The organism is Romboutsia faecis, from assembly GCF_014323405.1.
Classification (GTDB): domain Bacteria; phylum Bacillota; class Clostridia; order Peptostreptococcales; family Peptostreptococcaceae; genus Romboutsia_E; species Romboutsia_E faecis.
This window is the reverse complement of sequence record NZ_JACRWE010000001.1, coordinates 572,183-590,113: the sequence shown is the minus strand read 5'-3', so window position 1 is coordinate 590,113 and position 17,931 is coordinate 572,183. Positions and strand designations below refer to the sequence as shown.

General features: G+C 29.9%; 18 protein-coding genes. 17 read left to right on the top strand and 1 reads right to left on the bottom strand.

Annotated features, from left to right (window positions below; all coding sequences use genetic code 11):
• The first annotated feature begins 5 nt into the window (after positions 1-5).
• From H8923_RS02830 to mgsA, 9 genes are all read left to right on the top strand, one after another.
• Complete coding sequence (locus H8923_RS02830) at positions 6-1,082, top strand: rod shape-determining protein (protein WP_147539793.1); 1,077 nt, start codon at positions 6-8, stop codon at positions 1,080-1,082.
• An 8-nt stretch (positions 1,083-1,090) separates the two neighbouring features.
• Positions 1,091-1,996, top strand: a complete 906-nt coding sequence (mreC, locus tag H8923_RS02825) for a rod shape-determining protein MreC (RefSeq protein ID WP_317982801.1) — start codon at positions 1,091-1,093, stop codon at positions 1,994-1,996.
• A gap of 14 nt (positions 1,997-2,010) precedes the next feature.
• Positions 2,011-2,499, top strand: coding sequence for a rod shape-determining protein MreD (gene mreD, locus H8923_RS02820; RefSeq protein WP_153925715.1), 489 nt, complete (start codon positions 2,011-2,013; stop codon positions 2,497-2,499).
• Positions 2,500-2,510: 11 nt separating this feature from the next.
• Complete coding sequence (locus H8923_RS02815) at positions 2,511-5,528, top strand: penicillin-binding transpeptidase domain-containing protein (RefSeq protein WP_153925712.1); 3,018 nt, start codon at positions 2,511-2,513, stop codon at positions 5,526-5,528.
• A 59-nt stretch (positions 5,529-5,587) separates the two neighbouring features.
• A complete protein-coding gene (locus H8923_RS02810) occupies positions 5,588-6,268 on the top strand; it encodes a septum site-determining protein MinC (RefSeq protein ID WP_153925710.1) in 681 nt (226 codons plus the stop codon).
• Between the two features lie 26 nt (positions 6,269-6,294).
• A complete protein-coding gene (gene minD, locus H8923_RS02805; protein WP_153925708.1) occupies positions 6,295-7,092 on the top strand; it encodes a septum site-determining protein MinD in 798 nt (265 codons plus the stop codon).
• A gap of 17 nt (positions 7,093-7,109) precedes the next feature.
• Entirely contained in the window at positions 7,110-7,394 is a 285-nt protein-coding gene (gene minE / locus H8923_RS02800; protein ID WP_147539787.1) for a cell division topological specificity factor MinE, read from the top strand.
• 76 nt (positions 7,395-7,470) lie between these two features.
• Positions 7,471-8,589 carry a rod shape-determining protein RodA gene (rodA, locus tag H8923_RS02795; protein WP_153925894.1) on the top strand — a complete coding sequence of 373 codons (1,119 nt, stop codon included), beginning with the start codon at positions 7,471-7,473 and terminating at the stop codon, positions 8,587-8,589.
• A 24-nt stretch (positions 8,590-8,613) separates the two neighbouring features.
• Positions 8,614-9,027: a methylglyoxal synthase gene (mgsA, locus tag H8923_RS02790; protein ID WP_153925706.1), complete on the top strand. Its 414-nt coding sequence runs from the start codon at positions 8,614-8,616 to the stop codon at positions 9,025-9,027.
• Between the two features lie 130 nt (positions 9,028-9,157).
• Here mgsA and H8923_RS02785 read toward each other — a convergent pair whose 3' ends face one another.
• Positions 9,158-10,351 (bottom strand): FprA family A-type flavoprotein, encoded by a 1,194-nt coding sequence (locus H8923_RS02785; RefSeq protein WP_153925703.1) that lies wholly within the window; start codon positions 10,349-10,351, stop codon positions 9,158-9,160.
• Between the two features lie 402 nt (positions 10,352-10,753).
• On the opposite strand from H8923_RS02785, the gene H8923_RS02780 reads away from it, so the two are divergent.
• From H8923_RS02780 to H8923_RS02745, 8 genes are all read left to right on the top strand, one after another.
• On the top strand, positions 10,754-12,598 hold the full coding sequence (locus H8923_RS02780) for a TIGR03960 family B12-binding radical SAM protein (protein WP_153925701.1): 1,845 nt from the start codon (positions 10,754-10,756) through the stop codon (positions 12,596-12,598).
• A 2-nt stretch (positions 12,599-12,600) separates the two neighbouring features.
• Positions 12,601-13,299 (top strand): TIGR03936 family radical SAM-associated protein, encoded by a 699-nt coding sequence (locus tag H8923_RS02775; RefSeq protein ID WP_153925699.1) that lies wholly within the window; start codon positions 12,601-12,603, stop codon positions 13,297-13,299.
• 263 nt (positions 13,300-13,562) lie between these two features.
• Positions 13,563-14,966 carry an Rne/Rng family ribonuclease gene (locus H8923_RS02770; RefSeq protein WP_153925697.1) on the top strand — a complete coding sequence of 468 codons (1,404 nt, stop codon included), beginning with the start codon at positions 13,563-13,565 and terminating at the stop codon, positions 14,964-14,966.
• 117 nt (positions 14,967-15,083) lie between these two features.
• Positions 15,084-15,395, top strand: a complete 312-nt coding sequence (rplU, locus tag H8923_RS02765; protein ID WP_153925695.1) for a 50S ribosomal protein L21 — start codon at positions 15,084-15,086, stop codon at positions 15,393-15,395.
• A gap of 15 nt (positions 15,396-15,410) precedes the next feature.
• Positions 15,411-15,728, top strand: a complete 318-nt coding sequence (locus H8923_RS02760; RefSeq protein WP_153925694.1) for a ribosomal-processing cysteine protease Prp — start codon at positions 15,411-15,413, stop codon at positions 15,726-15,728.
• Between the two features lie 14 nt (positions 15,729-15,742).
• Positions 15,743-16,033, top strand: a complete 291-nt coding sequence (gene rpmA, locus H8923_RS02755; RefSeq protein ID WP_153925691.1) for a 50S ribosomal protein L27 — start codon at positions 15,743-15,745, stop codon at positions 16,031-16,033.
• 130 nt (positions 16,034-16,163) lie between these two features.
• Positions 16,164-17,444: a GTPase ObgE gene (gene obgE, locus H8923_RS02750; RefSeq protein ID WP_153925690.1), complete on the top strand. Its 1,281-nt coding sequence runs from the start codon at positions 16,164-16,166 to the stop codon at positions 17,442-17,444.
• A 21-nt stretch (positions 17,445-17,465) separates the two neighbouring features.
• Positions 17,466-17,837: a YhbY family RNA-binding protein gene (locus H8923_RS02745; protein ID WP_153925688.1), complete on the top strand. Its 372-nt coding sequence runs from the start codon at positions 17,466-17,468 to the stop codon at positions 17,835-17,837.
• Positions 17,838-17,931 lie beyond the last annotated feature (94 nt).

Here is a 17,931-nt window from a genome sequence, read left to right as displayed (position 1 = left end):
TTAATATGGCTAAAGAGAAAAAAGAAAAAAGAGAGAAAAAAGGATTTGGATCTTTATTTGGATTTGGTAAAATGACTAAAGATATGGGTATCGATTTAGGTACAGCGAATACTTTAGTTTATATAAAAGGACAAGGGATAGTAGTAAGAGAGCCTTCAGTTGTTGCTATAAGAGATGATAGTAAGGAAGTTTTAGCAGTTGGTGAAGAAGCTAAAAGAATGATAGGTAGAACACCAGGAAATATAGTAGCTATAAGACCTATGAAAGATGGAGTTATAGCTGATTTTGATGTTACTCAATCAATGTTAAGTTACTTTATACAAAAAGCTGCAGCTAAAAAAGGTGTTGTAAGTCCAAGAATAGCAATATGTGTACCATTTGGTGTTACAGATGTTGAAAAAAGAGCAATAGAAGAGGCTGCAAGACAAGCAGGAGCGAAGGATGCTTATCTTATAGAAGAACCAATGGCTGCTGCAATAGGAGCAGGGCTTAAAGTAGAAGAACCAGAAGGAAATATGGTAGTTGATATCGGTGGTGGTACTTCAGAAATAGCAGTAATATCTTTAGGTGGTATAGTATCGGCTGAATCAGTAAGAATCGGTGGTAATAAGTTTGATGAAGCTATAGTTGGATACGTTAAAAAAGAATACAACTTAATGATAGGTGAAAGAACTGCTGAAGACATAAAAATAAGTATAGGGTCGACTTTTAAAGAAGATCAAGAAAGTAATATGCAAATAAGAGGTAGAGATTTAATATCAGGCTTACCAAAAACTGTAGAAATATCTTCAACAGAAGTTAGAGAAGCATTAAAAGAACCAATAAGTTCAATAGTAGATGCGATAAAATCAACTTTAGAAAAAACTCCACCAGAATTAGCATCAGATATAATGGAAAATGGAATAATGTTAACTGGAGGGGGAGCATTACTTAGAGGATTAGATAAGTTAATAAAACAAGAAACTGGAATGCCAGTAACAATAGCTGAAGGTCCTCTTGATTGTGTTGCACTAGGAACTGGTAAATCAGTAGAAGATCAAGAGATATTCGAAAAAGTATTAATGATGAACAATAGAAGATAATAAAGTTGGTGATTATCTTGAAATTTAATAATGATAAAAAGGACAAAAAAAAGATTAATGTAAAAGTGATAGCAACGACGACAGTTGCTATCACTTTAATTGGAATTGTGGGAATATCAATTGGTAAATATTCTGGAAATAATCCAATTAATTTAGGTGTAATACAAGAGGGTGTAGCTTCAATTGAAAGCAGTTTTAACAAGGGATTTATGTTTTTAAAAGGTAATTTTAGTGAGATTTTAAATTATAAAAAGAACGCTAATAAATTAGAAGATTTAGAAAAAGAAAATGAAAGTTTAAAGCAAGAGATAGTAGAATTAAACAACAAAATAAGTGAAGGTCAATCAATACAAAATTTAAAGAAAGCACTAAACTTTATCCCCGAAGATTATAAAGCTAATATGATATCTGCTAGCGTTGTTAGTAAGAATGATGGAAATTGGTACACTAGTTTCGTGATAGGTGCTGGTAGTGATGCTGGAGTTAAAAAAGATAGTTTAGTGGTTAATGGAAGTGGCTTAGTAGGCATAGTATATGAAGTTTCTAAAAACTATAGTAAAGCAATTTCTATACTTGACACTAAATCATCAGTAAGTTTTAAGCTACTAAAAAATTCAGATTATAAAGGTGTAATTACACAAGATACAGATATTAGTGGTAAAGAAAAATATAAAGAAAATGGATACTTACAGGGGTATATGTTTGATTCATCGTATGATGTTTTACCAGGAGACACTTTAGTTACTTCTGGACTAGGATTATACCCAGAAGGGATAATGATAGGTAAGGTAGATAAAGTAATTGATGACAAAAATAAATCTCTAAAATATGTAGTTATAAAACCATATGCAGATTTTAAAAATATTGATGATGTTATTGTTATAGAACCAAGGGAAAATAATGATATAGGATAAAGGGGCTAGATAATATGAAAAGATTTTTACTTTGTCTTATAGGGATACTGCTTGTCACAGTTGAAAGTAGTATAACAAATTATATAGATATATATGGTGTTAGTTTTAGTTTAGTATTAGTGTACTGTACCATAATCTCTTTATATTTGGACGAACTTGAAGCGGGGATAATAGGTGCTATAATTGGACTTACAAAAGACATAACAGTAGGTGGTGTTTTTGGAGTAAATGCCTTAATTTTATTTGCGGTATGTTATGGTATTAGTACTTTAAGAGAAAAGATATATAAAGAGAGTTACATTACAATCGGAACCTTAGTACTAATTACTAGTATATTTGATTCTATGGTAAATATAACAGCTACTACACTAGTGTACAATAGTTATGGGATATTAACGATGGTATTAAAGGGAATAGTAATTATACCGATAATAAATAGTATATTAAGTTTAATAATATATAAATTATTTAAGAAGAATATATTAAAGCTTAAAGAAGAGTAGTTGGTGATTGAATGGACGAAAAAAAAGTAAATGATAGATTTATTATTATTAGAAATATGTTATTAGTAGTATTTGCGGTTATCTTAGTTAAAATACTATATATGACTGTATTTAAATATGAACATTACACTGAGTTAGCTGAAAATAAAACGTATAAAGAGCTTCCTATAAAAGCTCCAAGAGGAGATATAAAGGATAAAAATGGGAAAATTTTGGCTACAACAAAAAATCAGTTTACTGTTCAAGTATCAGCAGACGGTATAAGCAAGACAGACTCTGATAAAAATAGCATGGCTAATGAGATATCCTTAAAATTGATTAATCTTTTAGAAAAAAATAAAGAAGAATACAAGGATGAATTTCCTATATATATTGAAAATGGGAAATATTATTATACATATGATAAGGACATAGCTGAATATAAAGAGTCAGAAGGTATACCACAAAACTTAAATGCAAAACAAAGTTTTTATTATATAGTAGATAAGTTAATTGATGAAGGTGTTTTATCTCAAGAAGATAAGAGACTAGAGGCATCAAAGCTGCAAGCTAAATTAAATAAGAATGGAGAATATCCTCCAATTCTTGTTAGTAAATGGGTATTTACTCAAGAAAAAAATAAAACAGATTGGCTAGCATCATATAAAATAAATGAAAAGGATATTAGTGCTAAAGATGCTTTTGATAAGATAAAAGATTATTATAGTGCTAAAACTGGTAAAACGAAAACTAGTATGCCATTAAATGAAGGTATGAGTGATGCAGATGCTAGAAAGGTACTTGTAGTTAGAGATTTATTGAAATCACAAGGTTACTCAAGATATAATCCAGTGACAATTGCTCAAGATATAAGTGAATCTACTATATCTCAAATTGAAGAAAATCTTATGGAACTTCCTGGTGTATCTATAGCAAATGAGCCTGTTAGATATTATCCCAATGGAACACTTGCAGGGCATGTTTTAGGTCATATAGGAAAAATTCCTTCTACTAAAGAATCGGAGTACTTAGAAAAAGGATACTTAAAAAGTGATTTAGTAGGATTAGCAGGGATAGAAAAAAACTATGAAAGTCAACTGCGTGGTACAGATGGATATAAAAAGGTGCAGGTTGATGCAGTTGGTAAAATAACAAAAGAGATTGAAGTATCAGAACCAAAATCAGGAGATACGGTGTATCTAAGTATAGATAAAGATTTACAAGAAGTGGCAGAAGACTCTTTAAAGAGGGTTATAGATTATGCTAGAACTGGCGGAACATTTAAGAGTCAATATGGAGATAAAAGTGGTGGGGGAACTGCGCCAAATGCAAAATCAGGTGCATTGATTGCAATAGATGTTAATACTGGAGATGTATTAGCTTCAGTTAGTTACCCATCATATGACCCTAACTTATTTACAAAAGGTAGTATATCATATTCAGAATATGCTGATCTTGAACCAGAAAACAAAAATGATTCATTATCACCAAGTAAATTGCTGAATCTAGCAACTCAAGGTGTATTCCAACCAGGATCTACATTTAAAATGATAACAGGTATGGCTGCTTTAGAAAATGGATTAGATCCTAACTATGCTATAAATGATCCAGGTATGATAAAATATGGAGAAAGAAAGTTTGCTGATTATATATGGCATAAATCTAAGCGTAATCATGGTATTACAAATTTATATAAAGCTATACAAGAATCTTGTAATATATATTTCTATACAATAGGGACAGGTAAGTACTTAGGTACTGGTTCAGATTTAGGTATAAATATGGGACCAGATAAAATTTTAGAGTATGCTAAATTATTTGGACTAGATGATTATACTGGGTTAATTGATGAAATAGAAGAGAATAAGGGTACAGTGCCTACAACAGAGCAAAAGCTTAAATCGACTCAAACCTTATTAAAGTCTTATTTAGAAAAAAGTATGGGTGAAGCTTTTACTGATATAACAAAAGAGAAAAATCCGAAAGAATTTGAATCAAGGATTGATGAAATTGTAGGATGGGCTGCTGAGGAAAATACCCCAGGTAGAGTAGAAGTTATAAACAGATTAATTAAGTTGAAAGTTAAAGAAGATTTAGCAGAAGGTTTTGCTGATAACATAGTTTTCAACTACCTTAAGTTTGCCAAATGGGGTACTGCTGATACATTTAACCTTTCGATAGGACAAGGGGAAAATGCATATACTCCAGCGCAGATGGCTAGATATGTAGCAGCTATAGCTAATGGTGGTAATTTAGTTGAACTATCTGTAGTTAAAAAAACTATATCTAGTGACTATCAAACAGTTGTTGAAGATACCAACAAATCTGAGAAAATAGATTTTAAAAATAGTGACAATTTAAAAGAATTAGTACAAGGTATGAAACAAATGGCCACTTTAAGTAGTGCTAAATCTGTTTTCGGTACATTACCAGTATCTGTTGCAGCTAAAACTGGTACAGCGGAAAAAAGTGGTAAAATACCTACTAAAGATGAGTATCAATATTTAATTGATCATATGGGAACATATGGTGTATCAAAAGATGAGGCTGTGGCTCTTTCAGAGGAACTGATAAAAGAAAGAGAAGAAGAATTGTCAAAAGAAAGAGAAAATGAAATTAAAGAACAGTTAAAAGATAAGAAATTAGATGAAAAAGAAAGAAAATCATTAGAAGGTGAATTAGCTGAAGGCGTAAGTGTAAAATTAGATTATGATAACGATAAACTAATGGCGTCTTATCTGAGAAAAGCTATACAACAGTTAAATCCTAAAGCTACTGACACTATAATAGATCAATTTAAATCTGATTATGATGCATTTGCATGGACTGTTGCTTTTGCTCCAGCAGATGATCCAGAAATAGCTGTTGTAGCTATGATACCTCAAGGGAATGAGAGTTCATATGCATTATTACCTGTAAGAGAAGTTATTGGAGCTTATATGGGATTAAATAAAGACGCAGAGAAAACGACTGATAAAAACACAGATGAAGATGAAAAAACTACAAATGAAGAAAAAAATATAAATTTTGGTTCACAAATTAAAAATTAGAAGGATTTAAGACGGTTTGTGAAGAATATAAATAACATGATATCACTCTGGAGGTTGTTATGTCTTTGAGAAATTTTACTCCTAAAGAATTAGTTGAATTCAAAGGAAATAAAAGAGGGATAATTTTAAATATTAAGAAGGTTGTACCTTTTGATGAGATAAGAAATGGTGTAATAGATAGACTAGAAACCTCGGTAGGCTTTTTTAACGGGGCTAAAATATGTGCTATTAACTGTGATTACTTAAGTGATATACAAATGTTAGAGTTAAAGCATGATATTACATCTAGGTTTGATATTGAGTTTATAGAAGAAGATGAAGAATTAAAATGCAGTAATTTTCAAACTAAATATGTAAGCAATCTAAGATCTGGTGAAAATATAGAATTTGACGGAGATGTAGTCGTAATGAAAGATATGAAACCAGGTTCACAAATTAATTCAAAAGGAAATACAGTTGTCATGGGGGATATAAGTTCTGGAGCTAGAGTAGTTTCAGGAGGCAATGTTATCGTCATGGGAAGTGTAACTGGATTTATACATGCCGGTGCGATGGGAAATGAAAATGCTTATGTAGTTGCAAACTCCTTAAATCCGAAAGTGCTTCAAATTGCAGGTAACATTGCAGAAGCACCAGATGATGATAGCTTTGAAGATAAGAAAGAAATTAGCCCAGAAATAGCCTTTGTAAGTAAAGGCAGGATAGTAATAGAAAGTTACTTATCTAAAACAATAAAATAAGAAATAAATCCATAGGGGGTAGTATTATGAGTGAAGTTATAGTTATAACATCAGGCAAAGGTGGAGTTGGAAAAACTACTACTGCAGCAAACTTAGGAACTGCTCTAAGTTTAGAAAATAAAAAGACTGTTATTGTTGATGCAGATATCGGACTTAGAAATTTAGATGTAGTTATGGGTCTTGAAAATAGAATAGTATATGACATAGTAGATGTTGTAGAAGGAACATGTAGGCTTAAACAAGCTTTAATAAAAGATAAAAGATTTGATAATTTATATCTATTGCCAGCTGCGCAAACAAGAGACAAAAATGCAGTGTCAGTAGAACAAATGGAAGATTTATGTGAAAAGCTAAAAGAATCTTTTGATTTTATATTAATAGACTGTCCAGCAGGTATAGAACAAGGATTTAAAAATGCTGTTGCAGGAGCTACTAGAGCTATAGTTGTTACGAATCCAGAAGTATCTGCAGTAAGAGATGCAGATAGAATAATAGGATTATTAGAAGCTAATGAAATAAAAGATATAAGGTTAGTAATTAATAGAATTAGGCAAGATATGGTTAGACGTGGAGATATGATGGATAAGCAAGATATATTAGAGATACTTGCTATAGACTTATTAGGCTTAGTTCCAGATGACGAAAGTATAATAGTATCTACTAATAAGGGGGAACCAGCAATACTTGATTCTAAATCTCTTGCAGGACAAGCTTATAAAAATATAGCTAAAAGAATATTAGGTGAAGACGTCCCTTTAATAGAAGTAGAAAGTGATAATACGCTTTTTAGTAAAATTAAAAAAATGTTTGGTATGGCTAAATAAGAAGGGAGGAATCATCCATGTTAGATATATTTAAAGTTTTCTCTAATGAATCAAAATCTAGTAAGTCTGTTGCAAAAGAAAGATTAAAATTAGTTTTGGTACATGATAGGGTGGATTGTTCTCCTCAACTTTTAGATTTGATAAAAGATGATATTCTAAAGGTTATAGCAAATTATGCAGAGATAGAAGAAAATGGCTTGGAAATAAAAATGTCTAAATCAAGAGGGGAAGATGATGACATGCCAGTATCTGCACTAGTAGCAAATATACCTTTAAAGAATATAAAAGAAAGAATGATGTAATTTAAATAAGGGGGGTATCATATGATATATTCCCCTTATTTAATTATATGTGAAAGAGTGGAAAGACGGTGATAAATTGCTTACATACAAGAATACACTTAAATTAATTAAAGAATTAGACTGGAAATTGATAATTACAGTATTGGCTATATTTTGCTTCGGAATTGTTGTATTGAGTAGTGCAACACATGCAAATGAAACAGGTAACTATAGCCAGTTATATAAGCAAGGATTAGCATTCATACTAGGTATAGGAATGATAATAGGTATATTGTGTTTTGATTATAACTTTTTAGGGAAGTATTATAAAGGTCTTTATTTAGTTAGTTTACTGCTTTTAGTAGTTGTATTAGTACCAGGATTAGGTCAAAATAGAGGTGGAGCTACATCGTGGTTAAAATTAGGTCCTTTAGATTTTCAAACTTCAGAATTGGTTAAACTTACATTTATACTTAGTTATGCTAAGATAGTTGAGTCTAAAAGAGGAAAATTAAATAGTTTAAAAGAGATAATACCATTAGTTATTTATGCTTTTCCTTTTATAGGTTTATTATTTGCTCAACCAGATTTAGGAACTGCTATAGTTTTCTGTTGTATAATAGCAGGAATGTTATTTACAGCAGGTTTAGATATAAAACTAATAAAAAGAGCTATTATAATAGCATTAGTTTCATTGCCTATTATGTATATGATGATGGCATCGCATCAAAAGGTAAGAATAGAAGCTTTTCTTCATCCTGATGATCCTAGTTATGAAGGGAATTATCAGGTTATACAATCTATGATTGCCATAGGATCAGGTGGTTTTGGTGGAAAAGGATTATATAATGGAAGTCAAAGTCAAAATGATTTTCTGCCAGTTCAAGATAGTGATTTTATATTTGCTGTTATAGGAGAAGAGCTAGGCGTATGGGGAATGACTTTAGCCATAGCCTTATATATTATATTCTTATTAAGAATGTTAGTTATAGCTAGAGAAGCCAAAGATTTTTATGGAACCTTAATTGTTGTAGGAGTAATGAGCATGTTTGCATACCAGATTATTCAAAATATAGGTATGACAGTAGCACTTATTCCTGTTACGGGAGTAACACTGCCATTTATAAGTTATGGAGGTAGTTCGCTATTAACTTCATTAGCTAACTTAGGACTAGTTTTAAATGTATGTATGAGAAAGAAAAAAATAAACTTTTAGCATTATAAAGGAGAAGGGGAATATATGAATATAGCATTAGTAGCGCATGATGAAATGAAAAATATGATGATAGGTTTTTGTATAGCATATGAAAGGATATTGGAAAAATATGGTTTATATGCAACTGGAACAACAGGTAAGAAAATAATGGATGAGACAGACCTTAAGATTACAAGGTTAGCTTCTGGCCCACTTGGAGGAGATCAACAAATTGGTTCTTTAATTGTTAGTCAAGATATAGATTTAGTTATCTTCTTAAGAGATCCGCTTACATCTCAAGCTCATGAACCAGATATACAAGCTTTAGTTAGATTATGTGATGTTTATCATGTTCCTGTAGCTACAAATTTAGCATCAGCTGAGATATTTATAAAAGCTCTAGACAGAGGAGAGTTATCTTGGAGAGAAGTTAGAAAAACTACTAGCCAAAGAGTTTAAACATTATATAAATGAAAGTTATTATATTAAATAAAGTGATACTAATAAAATATTTTAATAGTATCACTTTATTTAGTTAATGGAATTTTATTATAATTTTAACTAAGAAAATAAATTTTAGAGTTATATATTATTTAACTAATTTTGCAAACTCTTTACCAAACTCTATACATTCTTGGAATGTATCTTCAGATGGGAAGAATTTCTTTTTAAGTGTTGGTATTGGCATTTTGAACATCATTGCTTTTAAGTTACTTTCCGCCATTGATATACCTTCACCACTCCATCCGTAAGAACCGAATACACCGGCTATTTTACCTTGGTTTGCCATTGGATCAATTACTGAGAATAAGTCCCACATTGGTTTAACCATTGTTTTATTTATTGTTGTTGAACCTAGTAATACTACCTTAGACATTACTACAGCATCATGCATTTCCTTTAAGCTTAAAGTTTCTAAGTCATATAGTTTAACTTTAGCACCTTCTGCTAATAAGGATTCCTCTATTTTTTTGGCCATGCTTAAAGTATTTGTATATGCAGATAAGTAGAAAATTGCAATTTGATTTTGATTAGTATGTTCAACTGTTTCTGTTGACCATTCTACATATCTTTTAACAGCTGCCATTGGGTCTTTAGTTAATATAGGTCCATGAGATGTTAATATTGTATCAAACTCTATTCCTAAATCTACAACTTTATTTACAGCATTTAAAACATGCTTAGAGAATGGCTTAACTATGCAATCAAAGTAGTGTTTAGCTGATTTTAAATAATCTTCACTATCTACACAGTCAGCATCTACATTTGCGAAGTGACATCCAAATGCATCACAAGTGAATAATGTTTTTTCCTCTTCTACATAAGTAAACATAGTATCTGCCCAATGTAAGAAAGGTGCAGTTATGAATCTTAGTGTTCTTTTACCTATATTTAAAGTTTCACCATCTTTTATTACATGACATTTAAATGGTTTATTTATTTGTTCATCTAAGTATAGCTTTGCAGCTTTTGTACAATATACTTCTATGTCAGGGTTTATATCTAAAATATATTTTAAACTACCAGCATGATCTGGTTCAGTATGGTGAATAACCACGTAATCTATATCTCTTATGTCAGTTACTTCTGAAATATTGTTTATAAATTCATCTTTAAAGTTTGGCTTAACCGTATCAAATAGAACTGTTTTTTCATCTTTTAATAAATATGAATTATAAGTTGTACCAAATTCAGTTTCCATTATTATGTCGAATACCTTTAAATCTTTGTCTACAACTCCTGTAAAGTAGATATCTTCTTTTACTTCAAATACTTTACTCATTACACAACCTCCTAATAAATTAACTAATTACATATATACATGTATATTTTATACCCATATATCAATAATATAAACATATATATAAATATTATTGATTCTTTTAACAATAGTCATGCTTTTAATTCTATTAATGACATAAAGTCATACACTAATTAAACTTTTTAAGTAATAAAATTTTAGAATAATAATTTACAATCTATTATAAAGTATTTCTTTATATCTAATTAATAATTCATCAAAATAACTGTAAATATTTCATAAATAGAAAACAAACCAACTATATTTAGAATAGTTTAAATATGGAAAAATAAAATTTTGATACATTATGTATATATTATGGTGTATAATAAAAATTATGCTTTTTATATAAAAACAATAATTTATTGGAGGTTTCAATAATAAATGAGTAAAGTAGACTTAAGAAGGATTTTAAAAAAGGTTGAAAAGCCTGCAAGATATCTTGGAAATGAAATAAATTCTATACATAAAGATACAAGTAATGAAAATTTAATAAGATATGCTCATTGCTTCCCTGATTTATATGAGGTTGGGATGAGTCACTTAGGAAGTCATATTCTTTATCATGTAATAAATAAAGATGAAGATGTATTTTGTGAAAGAGTGTATTCTCCAGCGGTAGATATGGAAAATATAATGAGAGAAAGAAATATACCAATGTTTGCGTTAGAATCAAGAGAGCCTATAACTAATTTTGATTTTGTAACATTTACATTACAATATGAACTTTCTTATACAAATATATTAAATATACTAGATTTAGCTAATATACCATTACTTAGAGAAGAAAGAAAATTAGATGATCCGTTTATATTAGTGGGAGGTCCTTGCGCATATAACGTAGAGCCTTTAGCTGATTTTGTAGATATAGTAATATTAGGTGAAGGTGAAGAAGTTAACTTAGAAGTAATAAATGCTTATAAAGAATGGAAGAAAAGTAAAACTACTAGAGAAGATTTCCTATTAAAAGTAGCTAAAATAGAAGGTGTTTATATACCAAGTTTTTATGATGTTACATACAATGAAGATGGAACAGTTAAAGAGGTAAAACCTAATAGAGAATGTGTTCCGGCTAAGGTTAAAAAGAGAATAATAAGAGATGTAGAGACTGTAGATTACCCAGATAAACTTATAGTTCCTTATATAGATACTGTACACAATAGAGTTGTTTTAGAATTATTCAGAGGATGTACAAGAGGGTGTAGATTCTGTCAAGCTGGTATGATATACAGACCTATAAGAGAAAAAAGTGTTGATAGATTAAAGGAAATAGTAGATAAGCTTATAAAAAATACAGGGTATGATGAAATATCATTATCATCACTAAGTACAAGTGACTATAGCCAATTAAGAGAGTTAACTGACTTTTTAGTTGATGAGTATACTCCTCAAAATGTAGGGATATCTTTACCATCGTTAAGGCTTGATAACTTCTCTATGGAAATAGCGGAAAAAATACAACAAGTAAGAAAATCAGGACTTACATTTGCACCAGAAGCAGGAACTCAAAGATTAAGGGATGTTATTAATAAAGGTGTAAGCGAAGAAGATTTAAAAAATGCTACAAGAAAAGCATTTGAAATGGGATGGAACAGTGTAAAATTATACTTCATGATAGGTCTTCCAACTGAAACTTATGATGATTTAGATGGTATATCTAATCTTGCATATGATGTTATAGATACTTATAGAGATGTAAATGGAGGAAAGTTAAGAAGAAGTTTCTCTGTGACTGTAAGTACATCAACATTTGTGCCAAAACCATTTACTCCATTCCAATGGCATGGACAAGACTTAACTGAAGAAGTTATAGAAAAGCAAAGACATTTAGTTAAAAAATTAAAAAATAAAGATATAAAATATAACTACCATGACTCGAAAACTAGCTTAATGGAAGCTGTTGTGGCTAGAGGAGATAGAAGAATAGGTAAAGTTATATTAGATGCATTCAAAGCTGGAGCTAAGTTTGACGGATGGTCTGAGTATTTCAACTTAGATATATGGAAAGAAGCTATGGAAAAGAATGGACTTGATATAGCATTCTATGCTAATAGAGAAAGAAATTATGAAGAAGTATTCCCTTGGGATCATATAGATGTAGGGGTTACTAAGAAATTCTTAATAAGAGAAAATGAAAAAGCAAGAGAAGATAAAGTATCTCCAGACTGTAGACATCAATGTCATGGATGTGGAATAAATGCAAATGACATTACAAGGGGGTTATGTTAATTATGAGTAAAATAATAAGAGTTAAATTTAAAAAAGAAGGAGATATGATATACATATCACATCTTGATTTACAAAAACTTTTACAAAGAGCTTTTAGAAGAGCTGATGTAGAATTATCTTATTCTCAAGGTTACAATCCTCACCCTAAGATGAGTTACGGAAATGCATTAGCATTAGGAACTGAAAGTTATGGAGAGTATGTTGATATAGAAATAGAAGAAGAAATATCTGTAGAAGAGTTCTTAACGAGATTAAATAAAGAACTTCCAGAAGGTATAGAATTTATAAAAGCTGAAGAAATAGAACCAGGTACTCCTTCGTTAGCGTCTATAATAGAGTATGGGGAATATTTATTTAATATAGAACTTGAAAATCCTTTAAGTAAGGAATTTGTAAAATCAAGAATAGCTGATTTTATGAATAAAGAAGAAATAATGATAACTAAGAAAAATAAAAAAGGAAAGATCGTTGAGTCTAATATAAGACCTATGATAAAATTCTTTGATATACTAAGTTTAGATGAAAATAACCTTACTCTTATAGGAACTATAGCAACAGGATCAAAAGCTAATTTAAATACAAATATATTTATACCTAAAATATTAGAAATGTTAGATATAGATATGGATCCTTTAGATGTAGATATATTAAGAAGAGATTTATATATAGTTCAAGATGGAGAGTTAGTTTCTCCTATGTAGTCTAAATATATGAATAAAAAATGAGTGTACTAGTTTATTAATAGTACACTCATTTTTTATACTAAGGGATTATAAATTATATGGTCTGTGGATAATATATAATCCTAACTACCAAACTTGATCAACGGACGCGGTTGTTAGTTACATGAGTGGAGAGAATTTTTGTTAATACATCTTTACATATTTATATAAAAAAATATTAAATTAGTTTATACTAAAATATGAATATAGAGCATGTAGCATTATATGAAAGGAATTAAAAAATGAAAAGAATAGTTATAGAATCGCTAGTACTATCTCAAAAAACAGCAATAGTAGAAGATGATAAATTAGTTGAATTACTTATAGAAGATAATACAAATGAAAAAATAGTATCTAATATATATAGAGGTGTAGTAAAAAATATAAAGCCGGGAATTGAAGCTGGATTTGTAGACATAGGTCTAGAAAAGCTTGCATACTTACCACTTGGAAAAAATAAAGATATCAAAGCTGGGCAAGATATAATGGTGCAAATAAATAAAGAGGGAATTGGAACTAAGGGACCAAAACTTAATTTAGAAATTAGCTTAGCAGGGAGATATTTAGTTTATATACCATCTAATGATAGAGCAACCATGTCTAATAAAATAACAGAAGAAAAAGAAAGATTTAGATTGAAGAAAATAATAAATACTATAAATAAGGAAAATTTGGGATTGATAGTAAGAACAGAAGCTCAGGGATGTACTCTAGAAGAACTTAAAAGGGACTTAGAAGAGCTTAAAGTTAAATATGAGGTTATTTGTAAGGAATTTAAGTTAGGTATAGGGCCCAAGCTTTTACATAAAGAATTAGATTTTGCATCAAAATATATAAAAGATAATGTAAATGAATATGTAGATCAAATAATTGTCAATAATGAAGATAAGTATGACGAATTAAAATTAATATTAAAGAGTATAAATAAAGAATACATAAATAAATTAGTATTAGAAAAAAATAAAGATGTATTTGATTTATATAAAGTTCAAAGTCAAATAGAAAAATTTTTAAATAAAAAGGTATGGTTAAAAAGTGGAGGTTATTTAATAATAGAAAAAACTGAAGCAATGACTGTTATAGATGTAAACACAGGTAAATTTACTGGAAGTATAAAATTGGAGGAAACTGTATATAAAACTAATTTAGAGGCTGCTAATGAAATTGCAAGACAATTAAGGTTAAGAGATATCGGAGGAATAATAATAATTGATTTTATAGATATGCATAAAAAACAATATAAAGAAGAATTATTAAAAACTTTAGATATAGAACTAAAGAAAGATAAACGAAAGTCTGAGGTACTGGGTATGACTAGGCTTGGTTTGGTTGAAGTTGCAAGAAGAAGAGATAAAAACTCTGTCGATAGTTATTACCTAGGAAATTGTCCGATATGTAAAGAAAATTCATATGTAAAATCAGTAAATTTTATTATAGATAATATAGAAAAAGAAATTATGAGAATAAGTGAACATACATATTATAAAAAAGTAACTTTAGAATTAAATAAGGAAGTTTATAAAGAAATAAATCAAAAATGGAAAAATATTTTGGACACAATAAGACAAAAATATGATATTATTATAGAGCCGACATGTAGTAACTGTATAAGTTATGAAAAAATAAATATTATTTATAATACTTAGTTGACAAAAGCAAAAAAACATAGTATTATTAATAAATGTAATGCCGCACAGAAAAGGTTGTAAAATTTCTTTTGAAATTACCTTGATGGCGAGTTTTGGACCGAGGAGGTGTATTTAATGTACGCTATAGTAAAAACAGGTGGAAAGCAATATAAAGTTGCTGAAGGTGATGTATTATTCGTTGAAAAGTTAGAAGCTAACGCTGGTGATGTTGTAACTTTAAACGAAGTTTTAGCTTGCACTAAAGACGGAGAGTTAGTTGTTGGTTCTCCAGTTGTTGAAGGTGCTTCTGTTCAAGCAAAAGTTGTTGAACAAGGTAAAGCTAAGAAAGTTGTAGTTTTCAAGTACAAAGCTAAGAAAGACTACAGAAGAAAGCAAGGACATCGTCAACCATACACTAAGATAGTTATAGAAAAAATAAACGCTTAGTAAATAGGTTGAGTAATGATAAAAGTTAATTATTATTATAATGACGATTTCTTACTTCAAGGTTTTTGTTTAAAGGGACATGCTGATTATGCCGAAATAGGTTATGATATAGTTTGTTCTGCAGTTACATCTAATGCAGTTGCAGTTATAAACTCTTTAGACAAATTACAAAAAGTTGAATTTGAAAAAATAGAAGCTAAAGAAGGTCATATAGAATGTATCGTTAAGGATACATATCTAGATAAATCTCAATTACTATTAAATCATTTTCAATTGGCTATTCAAGAAATTAAACGGGAATACCCAAAAAATATAAAAATCTTAAAAAAGTAGGGGGTGACTCCAATATGTTAAACATGAACTTACAATTACTTGCATCTAAGAAAGGGGTAGGATCTTCTAAAAACGGTAGAGATTCTATAGCTAAGAGATTAGGTGTTAAGAGATATGACGGACAAGTAGTTACTGCTGGTAGTATAATAGTAAGACAAAGAGGAACTAAGATACATCCAGGTACTAATGTAGGTAAAGGTGGCGATGACACTTTATTCGCATTAATAGATGGTACTGTTAAGTTCGAAAGAAAAGACAAGAAAAGAAAAAAAGTAAGCGTATATCCAGTATCTATTGCTGAATAATATATATGAGAAAAGGAGTGTTCTTACACTCCTTTTTGTTGTAAATAGATGATTTATTTAAATTATATATATATATAATAGTACTTTGGAGAAAATAAATAAAAAAGTCTTAATCAAGTAGGTGATTAATTTGTTTATAGATAAAGCAAGAATTTTTGTTAAAGCCGGAAATGGTGGAAATGGATCGGTTGCATTTAGAAAAGAAAAATATGTTCCAGCTGGTGGACCAGATGGAGGAGACGGCGGAAGAGGAGCTAGTATAATATTCGAAGTTGATCTAGGTCTTAGAACTTTAATGGACTTCAAATATCAAAGAAAATACACTGCTGAGTCTGGTGGGGACGGAAGCAAAAAGAAAAAAGCAGGTAAAAATGGAGAAGACTTAGTTCTTAAAGTTCCTGCAGGTACAATAATAAGAGATGAAGCTACAGGTCTTATTATAGCCGACTTAAAAGAAGAGGGCGATAGAGCTATAGTTGTAAAAGGTGGTAGAGGTGGAAAAGGAAATCAACACTTTGCCAATGCAGTAAGACAAGCTCCGGCTTTCGCAAAATCTGGTACAGACGGAGAAGAAAGATGGATAATATTAGAGCTTAAAATGATAGCTGATGTAGGATTATTAGGATTCCCTAATGTTGGTAAATCTACATTCTTATCAGTTGTAACTAAAGCAAAACCAAAGATAGCTAATTATCACTTTACAACATTAACTCCAAATTTAGGTGTGGTTCAAACTAAATTTGGTGATAGTTTTGTATTAGCTGATATACCAGGTCTTATAGAAGGTGCCGCAGAAGGTGTTGGCCTTGGACATGACTTCTTAAGACATGTAGAAAGAACTAAAGTATTAATACATATCGTTGACATAACTGGACACGAAGGTAGAAATGCTTTAGAAGATTTTGATAAGATAAATAGTGAATTAGAATTATATAATGAAAGGCTTGCTCATAGACCACAAGTAGTTGTAGCTAATAAGATGGACATTTTAGAAGATGAAAGTGTATATGAAGAGTTTAAAGAAGAGCTTGAGGGTAGAGGATATAAAGTGTTTAAAATGTCTGCAGCTACTCGTCAAGGAATAGATGATGTTATAGCTTATGTATCTCAATTATTAAAAGAAGTTGAAGATGTAGAACTAGTAACAGAAGAAGAAATGTATAGACCAGAATTAGATGAGTCTAATGAAGATGAAGGATTAACTGTTGAAATAGAAGACGGAATATATGTTGTTAAAGGTAAATCTTTAAGAAGAATCATGTACTCTGTTAACTTTGAAGATATGGAATCTATCCAGTATTTCCAAAAAGCTATGGAATCTGAGGGTGTATTTGACAAACTTAGAGAAATGGGTATTGAAGATGGAGATACAGTTAAGATTTATGAAATTGAATTTGAATTCTACAACTAGGATAAATAAAGAGGTGACAATATGTTAAAAGGAAAGCAAAGAGCTTACTTAAGATCAATAGCTAACACTCTAAAGCCTATAACTCAAATAGGTAAGGAAGGTGTAACAGAAAGCTTTTTAGAACAATTAGATGGTATGTTAACAAGTAGAGAAATAGTAAAAGTTACTATTCTTGAAACTGCAGGACTTGATTCAAAAGAAGTTGCAAATGCTATATGCCAAGCTTTAAGAGCAGAATTTGTTCAAGCTATAGGTTCTAAATTTACTTTATATAGAAGAAACAATGATGATCCAAAGATACTTTTCCCAGGGCAAGAACAAGCTAAGGCTAAAGTAAAGGATAATACTGTAACTAAAAAAGGTAAAATAACTAAGAGAGCTGCAAGAAGGTAGTAAAATAATATTTACAGAATATAAGGGATATAGAATAATAGTAAGCAACTATTTATTCTATATCCTTTTTTGCATAATTAAGTATGTATAAATT